This is a genomic window from Paenibacillus sp. MER 180 (genome assembly GCF_023713665.1).
Classification (GTDB): Bacteria; Bacillota; Bacilli; order Paenibacillales; family Paenibacillaceae; genus Paenibacillus_B; species Paenibacillus_B suaedae.
In genome coordinates this window covers 298,808-315,128 of record NZ_JAMAVT010000005.1, presented here as the reverse complement: position 1 = coordinate 315,128, position 16,321 = coordinate 298,808, and the positions used below count along the sequence as shown (strand labels likewise).

The window sequence follows — 16,321 nt, the reverse complement described above, 5'->3', positions numbered from 1 at the left end:
AACAGCTGAAAGGTGATGCATATGGCAATGATCCCACCATGGGAGCCTGAGCAGCAGCGCTATGCGTTATCGGAACGGGTATACCTGCTGAAGGCTGATAAGATCGAATGGGGCATATACAGCTCTGTTTATTATAATGCAGAATATAACGGTTTTTTCAAGGATCAAGGATATGAGTATGAAGGATGGCGTGATCCCTTCTGGATTTATGAAGGCGAAGCTCTCATTGGTGGGGTAGTGATAGCGCCCAATGTCATGTTTACACTCTTCTTCATCCCGCCATTCAGAGATGAACGGCGCATCGTGCTATTATTGAAGGAAGCGCTAATCAACTGGTCTGATCTAAGCAAGGATATTATTATATTCGAGGTACTGCCAGATCAGGTTGAGCTGCTAGGTAGGGCTGGCTTCTGGCCATCAGCATTCAGATGCCGCTGGATGCAGCGGCCAACCGAAGCTTTTGTAATCACGTGGGAAGATTGCTTTGTTGTGGAGACTACAGAAATGATCCAGCAGGATGGCATCAATCAACTGCGGAACGAGAATGACATTGCGAGGCTCTTATATCGAAGTTTTGCCGGTGCAGGTTCGATAGATGCCATTCGCAGACAGCAGACGGATATGCAATTCTATCAAGAGGATATCCGCGAATATGTGTCTTACACGAATGACTTGGTAAGGAACGCCTCGACGATCGTTGTCGATAGTCATACGAATGAAGTGGTAGGCGCATGTCTCGTGTCCATGCAAGGAAGTTACCCAGCTATTTATAATATTGCCGTGCATCCTTCCTATTCGGGGCAGGGGATTGCTACAAGAATGCTTCAAACGGCATTATCTAATTTGAAAGGGCACTATCCTGTTCTAAGACTGTATGTGATGCAGGGGAATACAGCGGAATCGGTATACTACAATCTTGGTTTTATGCCTGGGCCAATAGAGGTTCAGCGCATGTATATTCCAGCACAAACTGATCGATTAGATAGCAATCGTACATAACTGTCAGCAACTCCTAACAGGGTAGGCGAATCGCTAGATTCGCCTCCTGTGCATTTTTGCATGATCACACATTTCCGGGATGAACGATGAATACTAACAAAGGTGGCGAGAAATAGACATGAAGGTGCAGGGATTGAACCATCTATGCTTCTCTGTTTCTGATTTGGAGCGCTCGATTGCATTTTATGAGCATATTCTTGAGGCGAAATTAGTCGTGAAGGGGCGCAAGCTGGCATACTTCGATTTACATGGATTATGGATTGCGTTAAATGAAGAGCAAGACGTACCACGCGATGAGATTCACCCTACCTATACCCACATTGCTTTTACCGTAAGCGAACATGATATTGATGAGATAAAGACGAAGCTTGTCCAATACGGTGCCCGAATACTGCCTGGAAGAGAGCGCGATGAGCGGGATAAGCGGTCGATCTATTTCACAGACCCAGACGGACACCGATTTGAATTCCACTCCGGTCAATTGGCGGATCGCTTGGATTATTACAAGGACACGATGCCGCATATGACTTTTTTGGAATGAATGAATCCATATTCAACTAATACTATTTAGAGAGATTATTTCGGTTGCTCGCTAAAAGAGAAGGATGTCGCCTATATTGAGAATGTCATAAAGGAAATAAGCGCTGCATCAAGACTAGTCAGAAGAGGTAATGATCATTATCTGATTAGATAGGGAGTGTTTTTTTACCCATGCGAACGCTGAAGAGCTTTATGAAGATGGTGCTTGAATTGATGTTGGGGTTATATTATGGCATATTTCGCCGAGGAGAGCACTACGACAAGGAGACGGAACATCTACGTGGTGTCCGCTGGTGTATTTATTGCTAGTTTGCTTATCGTATTGGTTATCATCGCGATGTTTGTGTATCCGAGCAGTTTGTAACATACAAGGGAGCGTACAGCATTGGTGAATATACAACCTGAGATTGAAACTATTCTGAATCGATATATCAAGTTAATTGACGAATATAAGCAGGATTGGCTAGAGGGTTTGTATGTCTATGGCTCAATTGCGTTAGGGGATTATTCGTTATCATTAAGCGATATTGACTTCATTGCGATCACTCGTGAACGACTGAATGCAGATGAGATCAGACAAATGGCTATTATTCATGCGAAAGTAAGGCGGTTTGCTCCAAAGCCTAATATGAACGGGATCTACTTGACTTGGGAGGATATAAGCAAGTTGCCTCATGAAATTGCGTCGTTTCCCTATTATTGTGATGGGAAGATGAACCGAGCAGGTTATTTCGAGCTCAATCCTGTGACCTGGTATGAAATGAAGCATCACGGCCTAGCAATTGTTGGGCCGCCTGTGGCTGAATTGGATATTCCCTTAGATATGAACTTGTTCTTGTCTGACATGCATGAGAATTTGAACACCTATTGGGCGAATTGGATACAAAGGTCAACACCGTTCTTGTCTATTCATTCCTTCCTGCTGCTCAATCGTGCTCAAATTGCGTGGGGGTACTTGGTGTAACCAGACAGTGGTATACGTTCCGTGAAAGAGCGATTGTGAGTAAGGCTGGAGCGGGGGAATATGCATTGAGCATAGTTCCTGCGCGGTGGCATAAGATTCTGCAAGAATCGATCAACGAAAGACGAGGCATCGGGGAGTCTCTCTATGCTTCGAAGTGGGAGAGGAAGCGGGATGCCTTGGCGTATATGACTTATTTGATGAATGAGTGCAACCATTTGTTCGATAATGAGCCTAGCAGTGTAATTTGATTGGTAACGCAATTATAATATCGATGTATTTCTGAAGATTCGGGGTCACGGAGGAGTGTACTCGAGTCTTTTTTATTTTTCTCTATGATAATCATTATCAATGCTATATAATGACATAGATTGTTGATTATGATTATACTGACATAGAGAAATGAGGGAATCGATTGCTGCGAAGGTTTTTCTCCTATTACCGTCCTTACATGGGGCTGTTCTTCTTAGACTTTACCTGTGCGGTATTCGTCGCATTACTTGAGCTCGGGTTCCCGCTGGCAGTGAACCAGGTTGTGGACAAGCTGCTGCCAACGGGGAACTGGACGTGGATCGTATGGGCTTGCATTGGCCTGCTCGTGATCTATTTGATTAATATGGTGCTGCATTTTGTCGTCACGTACTGGGGGCATATGCTCGGCATTAACATTGAGACAGATATGCGCAAGAAAATGTTCGAGCACCTGCAGAAGCTGTCATTTCGTTTTTTCGATAACAATAAGACAGGGCAGCTGATGTCCCGCATGTCAAATGACCTCCTTGAAATCGGAGAGGTAGCCCACCATGGGCCGGAAGATTTATTCATTGCGGTGATGACACTGCTCGGCGCATTTGGTCTTATGCTAGGGTTGAACTGGAAGCTGGCCGTGTTGACGTTCGTCGTTGTTCCGTTACTATGTTCCATCACGATCTATTTCAATAAGAAGATGATGGGGACATTTCGGAGAATGATGACAGACCTTGCTGATTTCAATGCTCGCGTAGAAGACGGCATTGGCGGCATCCGCGTTGTTCAAGCCTTTGCTAACGAGACACATGAGAAGGAGTTGTTCGCAGAGAACAACGGCCGCTTCCGCAAGACGAAGCTGTTATCTTATCGCATCATGGCGTGGAATACGTCAATCAGTTATATTTTGATGCGTATTGTAACCGTATTTGTACTGCTGTGCGGTACATGGTTTGTCATTCAGAAGGAATTATCTTACGGAGAGTTTTTGGCGTTTATTTTGCTGACGAACGTATTCCTCGGCCCGATCCAGAAGATTAATACCGTGATCGAGAGTTATCCGAAAGGAATCGCTGGATTCAAGCGCTATGTAGAGATTATCGACACCGAGCCTGACGTGAAGGATAAGCCGGATGCAGTGGATGTGGGCATGCTGCGCGGCAATATTCGGTTCCAAGATGTTACGTTCGGTTACGAACAGGATCGTCCTGTTCTGCGCGGCATTAACGTTGCCATCAACGCCGGCGAGACGGTTGCCTTCGTAGGGCCGTCGGGCTCTGGCAAGACGACGCTCTGCAGTTTACTGCCGAGATTCTACGACGTGCTTGAAGGCAGTATTACGGTAGATGGCGTCGATATTCGCGATTTGAAGCTGCAATCGCTGCGCAAGCAGATTGGCATCGTGCAGCAGGACGTCTTCTTGTTCGCTGGAACCATTCGTGAGAATATCTCATATGGGCGTCTTGGAGCCTCCGATAAGGATATTTGGGAAGCAGCACGGCGCGCGCGGTTGGATGACTTCATTCGTGATCAGCCGGACGGCATGAACACAGTAATTGGCGAGCGTGGGGTGAAGCTGTCGGGAGGTCAGAAGCAGCGCCTCGCCATTGCGCGTATGTTCTTGAAGAATCCGCCAATCCTTATCTTGGACGAAGCAACATCTGCACTTGATACGGAGACGGAAGCAGCTATCCAGCAGTCTCTAGCGGAATTGTCGGAGGGACGGACAACACTAGTAATCGCTCATCGCTTGGCAACGATTAAGAATGCCGATCGTATCGTAGTTGTAACCGATAAGGGAATTGTAGAACAGGGTGGTCATGACGAACTGCTTGCCGTAGGCGGCGTGTATAGCCGACTGCACAAGGCGCAATTCAGAGAATAGCATCTAATTTTATGTGCTGACCATACTTGTATATTTGTATGATAAAATGAATTGGATTTTGAAGCCTGATTCACGCATGATTGCGTTTCGAATCAGGCTTTTTGTTTTGTTCGATTAGGGTACTTGAGCACTTCCAGCAGGTGGTTGTGTGAGGATAATTTGCAATGATCATAATAGTACCTTGACTGTCATAGTACTTTGATCTATATTGTTATTGAGGAGGTGATCCTTGCATGAATGCGAAGCTGTCTTCCGATTTGCTGCGCGGCCATACGGATACAATTATTTTGAAGCTGCTGATGAGCGGAGATAAATACGGTTATGAAATATGCAAGCTGGTGCACGGTGGATCAGACGGGCAATACGAGCTGAAGGAAGCCACAATGTATTCCAGTCTGAAGCGGCTGGAATCAGAAGGAAACATTACTTCCTATTGGGGCGACGAGACGCATGGCGGTAGACGGAAGTATTACCGCATTACGGACAAAGGGCGCGTCACGTATGCAGACAATAAGCAGAATTGGGAATATGCGAAGAAAATATTAGATATTTTGATATAAGAAAGGTGGAATATGCGATGAATGAGCGACTAAGACGATACTTGGACAGCGTCTTTTCCCCATATGAAGATTTGAAGCAGATCCAGGAACTGAAGGAAGAACTGCTGTATGATTTACAGGAGAAGCTGAGCGATTTGAAGAAGGAGGGCTATGATGACGAGGCAGCCTATCTTCTAACGATTGAATCGATTGGTGAGATTTCTGAACTCATTGAGAGCATTAATTCGCAAACGGTACAGCTGCAGCAGAAGGTGGGGATGGACTTTTCGAAAAGCAATTTGGAAAACTCTGATTTCAAATCGACTTCTGTGCATGATGGACAGTTCAATTACAGCAATTTGAAAGGATCGGATTTCAGCTATTCGGATTTAACGAACAGTTCTTTCAAGTGCAGCAGCTTGGATCAGGTCAACTTTACAGGGGCAAATTTGTCAGGTGCGCAAATAGTGAAGTCAAGCGCGAGAAAAGCGATTTTCACAGATTGTATTTTCGAGAATACCACGTTCAAGTCCTCAGATTTCTCTGGCGTCAGCTTTGACAACTTAACATTCAATGGGGTTGTGTTTGATTACGCTGGATTGCGAAAGACAACATTCCGCAATGCGGTATTCAACAATGTGTCCTTTAAGACAGATGTGAAGAAGACGATTTTCGACGGGGCGACGATGGATAAGCTGACTTATGCGCTGCTGAAGAGCTATAAGGCTGATTTGTCCAATGTAACGGTGCGCTAAGAGGCTTGGTGCGTGCTACGTAAAAAATAAAGAATTCATAATGTGAACTTACCTGCGGGCCATTAGGCAGCGGGTAAGTTTTTGTTATAGCCCGAAGTCTCGTAATGGAAGGAAGGAGGGGCATTCTTGAAAAAATGGCTTACCACTGACTATTTGCTCTATGGCAGTGCAGATCAAGTCGACGTGTATCATTTGCTTCAAGAGCATCGGATTATGGAGATTCTAGAGCCGTACACACCAGTACTTATCGGTACGCTGCCCATCTCCATCCATATTCCTGGAAGTGATTTGGACATTGCTTGCGAGGTACATGATTTCACTGCATTTGAGCGGCTTGTACGCGAGCATTTTGGCCATTACGATGAATTTGATCTCGTACGTCGAACGGCTGATGGGATAGAGCGAATAAAGGTAAATTTTCGCTGTGGGATATGGCCTGTTGAAATCTTCGGTCAGCCTATCGCAACGGTAGCACAGAATGGATTTCGGCATATGGCAATTGAAGATTGTCTGCTTCGCAAATATGGCGAATCGTTCCGCAAGAAAATGATCAGATTGAAACAGCGGGGTGTGAAGACCGAGCCTGCCTTCGCACTGCTTCTTCAGCTTGATGGCGATCCCTATGAACAATTACTTCGAATCGATTGTGATTAACTTCATAGACAATCATGCTGCTGATTGCTAGAAATGATACATATGTAACATTTGGCAAAGATTAATAGGGGGGGCAAGTCACAGCATGAGTGGAAAATCAGTTGCACCAGTCAGTCAAGATTATATCATCGAGCAGGTCAAAGAGAAGTATAGCTGTACCGTCTTGAAATGCGAAGGACGTCCTGTGCTTGAATTCAAATCCGAACAGGAACTTCATGAAATTACGGATTATGTGCAGCACAACTTCGAAATGGAATTAATGGATGTATTTTTTACGGCCATTAAGAGTTTGCAGCCAGAAGAGTAGGAAGCTCATATGGGGAGGATTATCTACCAACCCTCCCAAGTTGTATAAGGCTAAGAAATGCGATTTTACAGCATGTTACAGTGGAGTGGACCGCGAAAAGACACCAATTGATGCCAAAATGAATTTTTTTGTGATAAATGACCGGGTAGCAATGTGTTTTGGTGTACAATAAGATATATTACGTCATTACGCAGCTATTGAGGTGTAGAAATATGATTATTTTGAAAAGTCAGCAAGAAATCGATGCAATGCGCGAATCGGGGAGACTGCTTGCGCAGGTGCATCAAGAGCTCGCAGGTATGATTAAGCCTGGCGTGACCACACATGAGATCGATCAGTTCGTGGAGCGCTATTTGCATAAGCATGGTGCAACGCCTGAACAGAAGGGATATCACGGCTTTCCGTTTGCGACATGCGCATCTGTGAATGATGTGATCTGTCACGGGTTCCCGAACAAAGAGCCATTGAAGGATGGCGACATCGTAACCATTGATATGGTCGTAAATTTGAATGGCGCTCTGTCTGATTCAGCGTGGAGCTACCGTGTCGGTGAAGTATCGGAGCAGGCAGACAAATTGCTCACCGTTACGGAGAAATGCATGTATCTCGGCATCGAGCAGGCGGTTCCAGGCAATCGACTCGGAGATGTCGGACATGCGATTCAATCCTATGCAGAAGCGAATGGATTCTCGGTAGTAAGAGACTTCATCGGCCATGGTATAGGCAAGGATATGCATGAGGAGCCGCAAGTACCGCACTATGGTTCTCCAAATCGCGGCATTCGCTTGAAGGAAGGCATGGTCATTACGATCGAACCGATGCTGAATACGGGCCGCTACCATGTGAAGCTTGACAGCGACGGTTGGACTGCACGTACAGCTGACGGCGGTTTGTCGGCGCAATATGAGCATACGATTGCGATTACGAAGGATGGCCCAGTCATTCTGACAACCTTATAAGTGGAAACAGCTGCGAGCAGTTGTTACACGCGTCATGTATGTGAGCATGTGCAAGCGCCCTCTGGTGGAGATCATCCCATTTAGAGGGCGCTTTCTCTTTTTGTATCCCGGTTAATTTATATGTTGAAGGATTTGTCAGAGTGATTATAGAATGGATATATCTGTCTATCGCGAAAAGGGGGATCAATCATGATACATATACAGACAGTTGCACGAACTCAACTTGATGAGTTGGCGGAGTTATATACGGAGCTCGATGACAGTGAGACGAACATTGAAAGGCTAAGAGAACGATTTACTGCGCTGCAATCGAACCCGGACTATACATTCATAGGTGCAGTAGATGATTCCGGCAAGCTTGTCGGCTCCGTAATGGGGATTCGCTGCTATGACTTAACAGGTCAATGTCGCTCGTTCATGGTGCTGGAAAATATGATCGTCAGCAAAAGCTATCATCGAAAAGGCATTGGACAACTCCTCGTAGATGCGATTGAGAAAATTGCCGTAGAAAGCGACTGTCATAGTGTCGTTCTTTTATCAAGTGCGTGGAGAACGGATGCGCATCAATTTTATGAGAAGCTTGGATTTACGAAGGATGCGGCATATGGCTTTATTAAGCTATTGAACTAAGCAATGACGCAAGAGAAGGAAGAGATCTTGCAACGACTTCGCAATTAAAGGGGGATGTCGATGAAATCGTATCGGACGAACAGCAGCGATGGCGTAGGCATACATGTTCTGGATACGTTGGATGAAGCAGATCTGTCTATTACCCCATTGCTTATTTGCCCGGGATTGTCCGAGACCGCGGAGGAATTTGAAGCACTTATGGAATTCTTGCTTCCGCGAAGATGTGTGGCATTGTCGTTCCGTGGACGAGGACATAGTGACACACCGCTCACTGGATATGGCTTGGAGGAGCATGTGGCCGATATCGAGAAGGTTGTACAGACCGCTGGATTGATTCAATATCACATGTACAGCCACTCAAGAGGAGTATCCTATGCGTTGGGGTATGCGAGAGCAGAAAAGCCGCATATACGCAGTCTGCTGCTTGATGATTATCCGCCTGAGCATCGGGCCATGAGCGAAGCGTGGGCCGAAGAATACTTACATGAATACATCATTCCGCATGAACGCTTACCGCACATTCGGCAGGAAGCGATTATCGGAATTCATCGTGATTCTGAATATGCTGCTCTTGAAATCATGCTTCCACAGCCTGTTCTAGTTATGCATGGTATGCTGGATGATTCAATGATTACGGAAGAAGATCTGAATCGTTACAAGTTGATGTGCGCGGATCTGACGGTGCGGCCCTTCGCTCACTCTGGGCATGGAATTAGAATGACGGAAGAACAAGGATTGTATGAGACGATTCGAGACTTTTTGAATCAGTGTGACAAGTGAGCAAGGGCAGGGCTCGGGAACTTTTACAACTTTTATAATCGGATCTGAGGTCGAGCTAAAAAGGTGAAAATTAAAGATAATACAGGGAGAAGGAGTGCATTGTTCCTTCTCTTTTTTATATTGGGAATAAGTCTTCAATTGTTGGGAAGGTGGCTAATAAAGTTCACCGATTAGGCATAATTGAGGTGTTGATCTGCATAACAAATAAATGGTACAATATGGCATATATTATAAATCTCTGGTGGTGTACGGATGTCAAACTTTTGGAATGCGGTCATCTCCGGCTCCAAGCAGAAGAAGATTATGCTTGGTGTTTTTGTATGCCTATTCGTCGTCACGCTCCTCGAACTTGAACTCATTGATATGATGACCATTCATTATCATTCAACGGGCAGAACATCAGGCAATGGCAACAGAGGATTGATTGCAATCCTCCTATTTCTTCCGTTCTACCTCTTGTTGCTGTCCCTCATTGGTACTGCATCAGGATTCGTTTATATGAATCGGTTGAGTAATAAGAAGTCCAACAGCGGTTTTCTCATTTTCCTCATTGGAATATCGATTGGATTAGGACTGGTACAGCGCTTTGTGTTTATGAGAGAGGGCGTACCTGATGATGTTTCGGACAATTCCTTATTGGATTATTTGCTCACTCCGTATATGAATTCTGCTTTCTTCAATCTATTCACGTATTTATTAGGGATTATTTTCACGATTGTGTTCAGTTACTTCATTGCACTTCTCATTCATTCCCTCCGTAACAAGCAGGAAGTAGCGGAACATGGTTCTCAATAGAAGAATAACTTGTCTTTGTTGCCCTATGATGCGCTCTACAGGCAAGCAAAGGTGAAGAAGCACACCTCAGACTTCCACAACAAACAACTCGTTCTTTCTTTACGCAAGAAATGATATTTTGCCCACAACATGTGATTTTTCCATTTTTATATGTGCATGGACAGTGCTCCAGCTATTCTTGTTCTTCCTAGTTTATCGGGTGTCTTCGATGGATTGGTTCATAACATAGTCGTGCAGGTAGTAGTTATTCCTCGTTTTGTGAGTTGGAGGTATGAATTTCAGGATGAGGATCATATGGATGACTGTATTGTGTTTTTGTGTCATGTTGTCCACAATCGGCTGCTCGTCAACAGAATGGCAACAGTACACGAAGTTGGCCGAAGCATTTAAGCAAGCACAATACGATGTACCCGATTATACGCAAATTACAGGACATGTGGATCAGCTCCTCGGGAGATACGAGAGGATTAAGCCTTTCCTGACCCGAGAGACATATAACAAACTGTATCGAAACCGAACTCTGGCCATTGCGTTAGGTACAGCCAAGAAACAGCAATGCAATATCGAAGTGACTTCATTTCAGCTAGAAGAACAATCTGAGACTGAGGCTGAACCTAAGACGGTGAAGTCAATGTCATTTACGTATTCCATGACCATGCAGCTGCGTGATGCACAGGGAGAGCTGATTGAAGTGATCGAAGTGCCGGCAGGTCAGATGGATTTTGCAATCCAGGATGGGGGATTGTTCATATTGAGTGATCGGGATGGGGAGCCATTAATGAGCAAGTACAACTAGGAGGTTGATTGTCATGATTATTAAAATGCAAACGGACGTATATCGTTCGATTGCACATGACTCGCTGGGCTGGAAGATGATTGAGCCTATTATTGAGCGAATCAAGGGCAAGGACCCTATTGAGAAGTCACAGGTGTATGCTAAGTTGACCGAGGGTCAAAAGGCGCTGTTTATGTTTTTTGTGTTTCATAAGCATACGGAATCTATCGATGAGTTTTATTGGTTTGCCTCTTATTTTGTAGGTGATCTACGGGCATGGCAGGCCTTGAAGAAGGGCATGCGGCAATTTGAGGATGAAGGCATGCTGCGCTTGTATGACCAAGTAGAAGCGTTAGTGGAGTCATACAATCGCAAGCCAGACCGATCTTGGCGCGAAGCGATCGTTGCTGATTTGGAACAAAATGAGGAACTCTACGGCAAGGTATCTCACCTTTATGAAGCGTACAAGAAGCAAGCACCAGCGACGCTTGAACACATCCATCATTATATTCAGCATAACGTAGAAGAATTTGTTGAGCTTGTAACGTAATTATCAAAAATTATTAGGCGCATATGCACACTCCCTTACTTTTAAATAGTTATTTTTTACAACATTTCCGTTATAATAATCTATGGAGTATCTAATAGAGAGGGTGCATATGAGATGAAATTTAGTGATTACACATATGTCCGACCTGATGCGAAGTTAATTGAGCAGCAAGTTAAACAATTGATCAGTTCCTTTGAAGCTGCGGAAAGCTTCGAACAGCAAGATCGCATCATGTCAGACATCAACAAGCTTCGCAGTGAATTTGATACGCAAGCGCAACTGGTATCCATTCGCCATTCGATCGATACAAATGATGAATTCTACAAAGCAGAACAAGAGTACATGGATGAAGTAGGTCCCGTTATCCAAGAATACATAACTGACTATTACCGGGCGCTAGTGAATTCGAAGTATAGAGCGGAACTCGAGGCGAAGTGGGGCGTTCAACTGTTCCAGTTGGCTGAGAAAATGCTCAAGACATTCAGCCCTGAGATCATTGAAGACTTGCAGCTGGAGAACAAGCTGTCGACAGAATATTCCCAATTGATTGCTTCTGCGAAAGTTCTATTCGAAGGGGAAGAGCGCACGCTGGCACAGCTGACACCGTTCGAGTTGTCCACAGATCGCGATATGCGCAAGCGTGCTTCTGAAGCGAAGTTCGGCTTTATGTCCGAGAACGAGGCGAAGTTCGACCGCATTTATGATGATCTGGTTAAGGTGCGTACGAAGATTGCGAAGAAACTGGGCTACGAGAATTATGTTCAGCTTGGATACGACCGTATGTGCCGTACCGATTACAATGCGGAAATGGTAGCGAACTTCAGAGCCCAGGTGTTGGAACATATCGTGCCAGCAGCTACGAAGCTGAAGGAGCGTCAAGGCAACCGGATCGGCGTTGATCATATGTACTACTATGATGAGTCGTTTAACTTCAAGACAGGGAATGCGACGCCGAAGGGCGATCCAGATTGGATTGTACAGAACGGAGCCAAGATGTATGAAGAATTGTCGCCAGAGATGAATGTGTTCTTTACGTTTATGCGTGAGAACGAGCTGATGGATCTTGTCAGTAAGAGAGGCAAGCAAAGCGGCGGGTACTGTACATTCTTGAGCGAATATGGTGCACCGTTTATTTTCTCTAACTTCAATGGTACATCCGGCGATATCGATGTTTTGACACATGAGGCGGGCCATGCGTTCCAAGTGTACGAAAGCCGTCACTTCGAAGTGCCAGAATACAACTGGCCAACGTATGAAGCTGCCGAAATTCATTCGATGAGCATGGAGTTCTTCACATGGCCATGGATGGAACTGTTCTTCCAGGAAGACACGGAGAAGTATAAGTTTGCTCATTTGGCTGGCGCGCTGTTGTTCATCCCATACGGAGTAACGGTGGATGAATTCCAGCACTTTGTATACAGCAATCCGGAAGCAACACCTGCGGAGCGCAAGGCTGCTTGGCGCGACATCGAGAAGAAGTACTTGCCGCACAGAGACTATGAAGGCAATGATTACTTGGAGCGGGGCGGATTCTGGCAGAAGCAAGGACATATCTATCAGTCGCCATTCTACTATATCGATTACACATTGGCACAATTGTGTGCATTCCAATTCTGGAAGCGCATGAATGAAGATTGGAAGTCCGCTTGGGTAGACTATCTGAAGCTGTGCCGTGCAGGTGGAAGTCAATCCTTCACAGGTTTGGTACAAGTAGCGGGACTGATCTCACCATTCGAAGATGGATGTATTGCTTCGGTGATCGGGGACATTGAGAACTGGTTGAATGGTGTCGATGATGCAGCATTGTAAGCAATCAGCATTAAATCGTAACTGATAAGAACAATTAGACCACAAGCACGAGTCGTGCTTGTGGTCTTTGCATAAGGTCGAATTTTAGCTGTCCTCCCTTTATTGCAAATTGATGTACTGGTAATATTAGGGGAGAGGGGTTCGTAGATAGTATTTTTACTTCTTCCATGTACGGCTATGAAAGGGCGGGTAGAATAAAGCTAAAGTGTTTCGGAACTTCATGTGGGTGCAGCCGGCTTCTATTTTCTACAATATTCCCCACCAAAATAATCTATGGATTATCTAATAGAGAGGATGCATAAGAAGATGAAGTTTAGTGAATACGCATATGTCCGACCGGATGCGAAACAAATTGAACAGCAAATGAAACGACTGATCAGTTCCTTTGAAGCTGCAGAAAGCTTCGAGCAGCAGGATGACATCATGTCTGACATTAACAAGCTTCGCAATGAATTCGATACACAGGTGCAATTGGTATCTATTCGCCATTCGATCGATACGAATGATGAATTCTACAAAGCCGAGCAGGAATACATGGACGAGGTAGTTCCAGTAATCCAAGAATACATAACAGACTACTATCGGGCGCTTGTGAATTCGAAGTTCAGATCAGAACTTGAACTGAAATGGGGCATTCAGCTGTTCCAGTTGGCTGAGAAAATGCTCAAGACGTTTAGCCCTGAAATTATTGAAGACTTGCAGCTGGAAAACAAGCTGTCAACCGAACATTCTCAATTGATCGCTTCAGCCAAAATCCCATTCGAAGGGGAAGAGCGTACACTGGCACAATTGACACCATTCGAGCTGTCTACAGATCGTGACATGCGTAAGCGTGCATCTGAGGCGAGGTTCGGATTCATGGCGGAAAACGAAGCGAAGTTTGATCGCATTTATGATGATCTGGTGAAAGTACGTACGAAAATTGCAAAGAAGCTGGGCTACGAGAATTTTGTTCAGCTTGGCTATGACCGGATGTGCCGTACGGATTATGATGCGAACATGGTCGCGAATTTCAGAGCACAGGTGCTGGAACATATCGTGCCAGCTGCAATAAAGCTGATAGAGCGTCAACGCAAGCGGATCGGCGTTGATCAAATGTACTACTATGACGAATCCTTCAAATTCAAGACAGGCAATGCAGCACCGAAGGGCGATCCAGAATGGATCGTTGAGAACGGAGCGAAGATGTATCAAGAAATGTCTCCGGAGATGAACGAGTTCTTCACTTTAATGTGTGAGAACGAGCTGATGGATCTTGTTAGCAAGAAGGGTAAGCAAAGCGGCGGTTATTGCACATTCTTAAGTGAGTTTGGCGTGCCGTTTATCTTCTCCAACTTCAATGGTACATCCGACGATATCGACGTATTGACGCACGAAGCGGGCCATGCGTTCCAAGTGTACGAGAGTCGTCATTTCGAGGTTCCGGAATATAACTGGCCAACTTATGAAGCGGGAGAAATTCATTCGATGAGCATGGAATTCTTCACATGGCCTTGGATGGAGCTGTTCTTCCAAGAAGATACAGAGAAGTATAAGTTCGCTCATTTGGCGGGCGGATTGCAGTTCATTCCACACGGTGTATCTGGGGATGAGTTCCAGCATTTCGTATACAGCAATCCTGAAGCAACACCTGCAGAGCGCAAGGCTGCTTGGCGCGACATCGAGAAGAAGTACTTGCCGCACAGAGACTATGAAGGCAATGATTACTTGGAGCGTGGCGGATTCTGGCAGAAGCAAGGACATATCTATCAATCGCCATTCTACTATATCGATTACACCTTGGCGCAATTGTGCGCATTCCAATTCTGGAAGCGTATGAATGAAGATTTTACATCCGCTTGGGCAGATTACTTGAAGTTGTGCCGTGCAGGTGGAAGTCAATCCTTCACAGGTTTGGTACAAGTAGCGGGACTGATCTCACCATTCGAAGATGGCTGTATTGCTTCAGTGATCGGGGACATTGAGAACTGGTTGAACAAGGTTGACGATACTGCCTTGTAAGCCTTCAATTGAAGTAGTAATGAAGGCCACAAGCGAAATAGTACTTATGGTCTTTGCATTCGGAGCAGATGGAGTAACAGTGGAAGAGGATTGGGAATTACAGGGTTCGTAATCGTGTGCGGTCGTGTATAATATAGCTGTGAAAGTTATTGAGCGATAACTGGATTGGGAAGGAGGGATAGCATGAAGATGAAGTGGCTAGGCATCGCGTGTGGGAGTTGTCTGCTCCTAACACTTATTTTAATAAGTGTAGCTAGCCTAACCACAGCTGGCAAATGGCTAGGCCTCTCAGCTGCAATCCTGGTTGGAATAGGCGCCTTATTATTTGGCGTGTTTGCCGATCCGAATCAGGCACGATATATCCATCATACGAGCAGTAAGGACGAGCGGCAGAAACGTGAACGATGGGGAACCTTGTTTCTAATCATGTCCACCCCATTTATTGTGCTATCTCTGATTTTATTAGCAATTAGCCAATAGCTTGGGTACGAACTTTCGGTATCAGAAATCATGGATTAACTAGTCAACAGGAGATTCAATCATGCACTTTGTATTGTTACTTGTAGCAGGGCTTTTTGCCATTTTTTTAGTGTCTAGCATCATTCGGCATGATTATCGCAATATCGTATTTCAATCTATTGTTCTCTCGGTAATGCTTCTGCTGTATATCGTATTCCGCAAGGATCAGAAGCGGAGTAATGAATTCGTGATTTGGTTGTACTTGAATCGTGAGCAGCTTCGACAAGAAGGAACCAACTATGAACAATGTCTAATTGATCACGAATCCGAATTCGTGCAATATGAGGTCTGTCTATCCTTCGGGATATTCAGCTATCGAACGAAAACAGGCTATTATGTGAAGGGTTATCATCTGACACCGCTTCTGAATATGGCATTCAGTCTGTATACCTTCGTATTTGGCTGGTGGGCGCTCCCATCTGGGCCTATCAATACGGTGCGTGCACTAGGTTTTAATCTGTTAGCCAAGCCGAAGAAGCTGGAAGAGGTACTGACCGAGATTGAGGTAGAAGTGAACGATGCGCTGCGTAAGGAAGAACAGAAGAGAATGAAAAATCAGTCTCGCATGTCGAAGGAAGAACGTGTGTTTGACAACCAACAATAACGACAACAATTCT

Annotated in this window: 20 protein-coding genes; all 20 read left to right on the top strand. The window is 45.1% G+C overall.

The window, feature by feature from the left end:
- Positions 1-21 precede the first annotated feature (21 nt).
- Entirely contained in the window at positions 22-999 is a 978-nt protein-coding gene (locus M3661_RS10725) for a GNAT family N-acetyltransferase (protein WP_251484557.1), read from the top strand.
- 118 nt (positions 1,000-1,117) lie between these two features.
- Entirely contained in the window at positions 1,118-1,540 is a 423-nt protein-coding gene (fosB, locus tag M3661_RS10720; protein ID WP_065290531.1) for a metallothiol transferase FosB, read from the top strand.
- 228 nt (positions 1,541-1,768) lie between these two features.
- On the top strand, positions 1,769-1,903 hold the full coding sequence (locus M3661_RS30240; RefSeq protein WP_285852956.1) for a hypothetical protein: 135 nt from the start codon (positions 1,769-1,771) through the stop codon (positions 1,901-1,903).
- A gap of 24 nt (positions 1,904-1,927) precedes the next feature.
- Positions 1,928-2,503, top strand: a complete 576-nt coding sequence (locus M3661_RS10715; RefSeq protein ID WP_251484927.1) for a nucleotidyltransferase domain-containing protein — start codon at positions 1,928-1,930, stop codon at positions 2,501-2,503.
- Positions 2,485-2,751: an aminoglycoside adenylyltransferase domain-containing protein gene (locus M3661_RS30235; RefSeq protein WP_311279554.1), complete on the top strand. Its 267-nt coding sequence runs from the start codon at positions 2,485-2,487 to the stop codon at positions 2,749-2,751. Before M3661_RS10715 ends, M3661_RS30235 begins: the two co-directional genes overlap by 19 nt.
- Positions 2,752-2,915: 164 nt before the next feature.
- Positions 2,916-4,631 carry an ABC transporter ATP-binding protein gene (locus M3661_RS10705; RefSeq protein WP_251484556.1) on the top strand — a complete coding sequence of 572 codons (1,716 nt, stop codon included), beginning with the start codon at positions 2,916-2,918 and terminating at the stop codon, positions 4,629-4,631.
- Positions 4,632-4,864: 233 nt separating this feature from the next.
- Positions 4,865-5,191, top strand: coding sequence for a PadR family transcriptional regulator (locus tag M3661_RS10700; protein ID WP_065290528.1), 327 nt, complete (start codon positions 4,865-4,867; stop codon positions 5,189-5,191).
- Between the two features lie 17 nt (positions 5,192-5,208).
- Positions 5,209-5,925, top strand: coding sequence for a pentapeptide repeat-containing protein (locus M3661_RS10695; protein ID WP_021255091.1), 717 nt, complete (start codon positions 5,209-5,211; stop codon positions 5,923-5,925).
- A 126-nt stretch (positions 5,926-6,051) separates the two neighbouring features.
- Entirely contained in the window at positions 6,052-6,579 is a 528-nt protein-coding gene (locus M3661_RS10690) for a DUF4269 domain-containing protein (protein WP_251484554.1), read from the top strand.
- Between the two features lie 85 nt (positions 6,580-6,664).
- The gene (locus tag M3661_RS10685) at positions 6,665-6,886 is read left to right on the top strand and encodes a hypothetical protein (RefSeq protein WP_251484552.1); all 222 of its coding nucleotides are present in this window, start codon (positions 6,665-6,667) and stop codon (positions 6,884-6,886) included.
- A gap of 212 nt (positions 6,887-7,098) precedes the next feature.
- Positions 7,099-7,845: a type I methionyl aminopeptidase gene (gene map, locus M3661_RS10680; RefSeq protein ID WP_251484549.1), complete on the top strand. Its 747-nt coding sequence runs from the start codon at positions 7,099-7,101 to the stop codon at positions 7,843-7,845.
- Between the two features lie 189 nt (positions 7,846-8,034).
- Positions 8,035-8,475: a GNAT family N-acetyltransferase gene (locus M3661_RS10675; RefSeq protein WP_251484546.1), complete on the top strand. Its 441-nt coding sequence runs from the start codon at positions 8,035-8,037 to the stop codon at positions 8,473-8,475.
- Between the two features lie 60 nt (positions 8,476-8,535).
- Positions 8,536-9,255 (top strand): alpha/beta fold hydrolase, encoded by a 720-nt coding sequence (locus M3661_RS10670; protein ID WP_251484543.1) that lies wholly within the window; start codon positions 8,536-8,538, stop codon positions 9,253-9,255.
- A 252-nt stretch (positions 9,256-9,507) separates the two neighbouring features.
- A complete protein-coding gene (locus tag M3661_RS10665) occupies positions 9,508-10,050 on the top strand; it encodes a hypothetical protein (protein ID WP_251484541.1) in 543 nt (180 codons plus the stop codon).
- Positions 10,051-10,348: 298 nt separating this feature from the next.
- Entirely contained in the window at positions 10,349-10,846 is a 498-nt protein-coding gene (locus tag M3661_RS10660) for a hypothetical protein (protein WP_251484530.1), read from the top strand.
- Positions 10,847-10,859: 13 nt separating this feature from the next.
- Positions 10,860-11,375, top strand: coding sequence for a hypothetical protein (locus tag M3661_RS10655; RefSeq protein WP_251484526.1), 516 nt, complete (start codon positions 10,860-10,862; stop codon positions 11,373-11,375).
- A 114-nt stretch (positions 11,376-11,489) separates the two neighbouring features.
- On the top strand, positions 11,490-13,184 hold the full coding sequence (locus tag M3661_RS10650) for a M3 family oligoendopeptidase (RefSeq protein WP_251484523.1): 1,695 nt from the start codon (positions 11,490-11,492) through the stop codon (positions 13,182-13,184).
- A 306-nt stretch (positions 13,185-13,490) separates the two neighbouring features.
- Positions 13,491-15,185: a M3 family oligoendopeptidase gene (locus tag M3661_RS10645; protein ID WP_251484520.1), complete on the top strand. Its 1,695-nt coding sequence runs from the start codon at positions 13,491-13,493 to the stop codon at positions 15,183-15,185.
- A 183-nt stretch (positions 15,186-15,368) separates the two neighbouring features.
- Complete coding sequence (locus tag M3661_RS10640; protein ID WP_065293707.1) at positions 15,369-15,665, top strand: DUF5316 family protein; 297 nt, start codon at positions 15,369-15,371, stop codon at positions 15,663-15,665.
- 61 nt (positions 15,666-15,726) lie between these two features.
- Complete coding sequence (locus tag M3661_RS10635; RefSeq protein WP_251484517.1) at positions 15,727-16,308, top strand: hypothetical protein; 582 nt, start codon at positions 15,727-15,729, stop codon at positions 16,306-16,308.
- The last annotated feature ends 13 nt before the right edge of the window (positions 16,309-16,321 follow it).

Coding starts and splice junctions, on each gene's coding strand:
- M3661_RS10725 (WP_251484557.1), top strand. CDS start 22: ATGGCAATGATCCCACCATGGGAGCCTGAGCAGCAGCGCTATGCGTTA.
- fosB (WP_065290531.1), top strand. CDS start 1,118: ATGAAGGTGCAGGGATTGAACCATCTATGCTTCTCTGTTTCTGATTTG.
- M3661_RS30240 (WP_285852956.1), top strand. CDS start 1,769: ATGGCATATTTCGCCGAGGAGAGCACTACGACAAGGAGACGGAACATC.
- M3661_RS10700 (WP_065290528.1), top strand. CDS start 4,865: ATGAATGCGAAGCTGTCTTCCGATTTGCTGCGCGGCCATACGGATACA.
- M3661_RS10695 (WP_021255091.1), top strand. CDS start 5,209: ATGAATGAGCGACTAAGACGATACTTGGACAGCGTCTTTTCCCCATAT.
- M3661_RS10685 (WP_251484552.1), top strand. CDS start 6,665: ATGAGTGGAAAATCAGTTGCACCAGTCAGTCAAGATTATATCATCGAG.
- map (WP_251484549.1), top strand. CDS start 7,099: ATGATTATTTTGAAAAGTCAGCAAGAAATCGATGCAATGCGCGAATCG.
- M3661_RS10675 (WP_251484546.1), top strand. CDS start 8,035: ATGATACATATACAGACAGTTGCACGAACTCAACTTGATGAGTTGGCG.
- M3661_RS10670 (WP_251484543.1), top strand. CDS start 8,536: ATGAAATCGTATCGGACGAACAGCAGCGATGGCGTAGGCATACATGTT.
- M3661_RS10665 (WP_251484541.1), top strand. CDS start 9,508: ATGTCAAACTTTTGGAATGCGGTCATCTCCGGCTCCAAGCAGAAGAAG.
- M3661_RS10660 (WP_251484530.1), top strand. CDS start 10,349: ATGACTGTATTGTGTTTTTGTGTCATGTTGTCCACAATCGGCTGCTCG.
- M3661_RS10655 (WP_251484526.1), top strand. CDS start 10,860: ATGATTATTAAAATGCAAACGGACGTATATCGTTCGATTGCACATGAC.
- M3661_RS10650 (WP_251484523.1), top strand. CDS start 11,490: ATGAAATTTAGTGATTACACATATGTCCGACCTGATGCGAAGTTAATT.
- M3661_RS10645 (WP_251484520.1), top strand. CDS start 13,491: ATGAAGTTTAGTGAATACGCATATGTCCGACCGGATGCGAAACAAATT.
- M3661_RS10640 (WP_065293707.1), top strand. CDS start 15,369: ATGAAGATGAAGTGGCTAGGCATCGCGTGTGGGAGTTGTCTGCTCCTA.
- M3661_RS10635 (WP_251484517.1), top strand. CDS start 15,727: ATGCACTTTGTATTGTTACTTGTAGCAGGGCTTTTTGCCATTTTTTTA.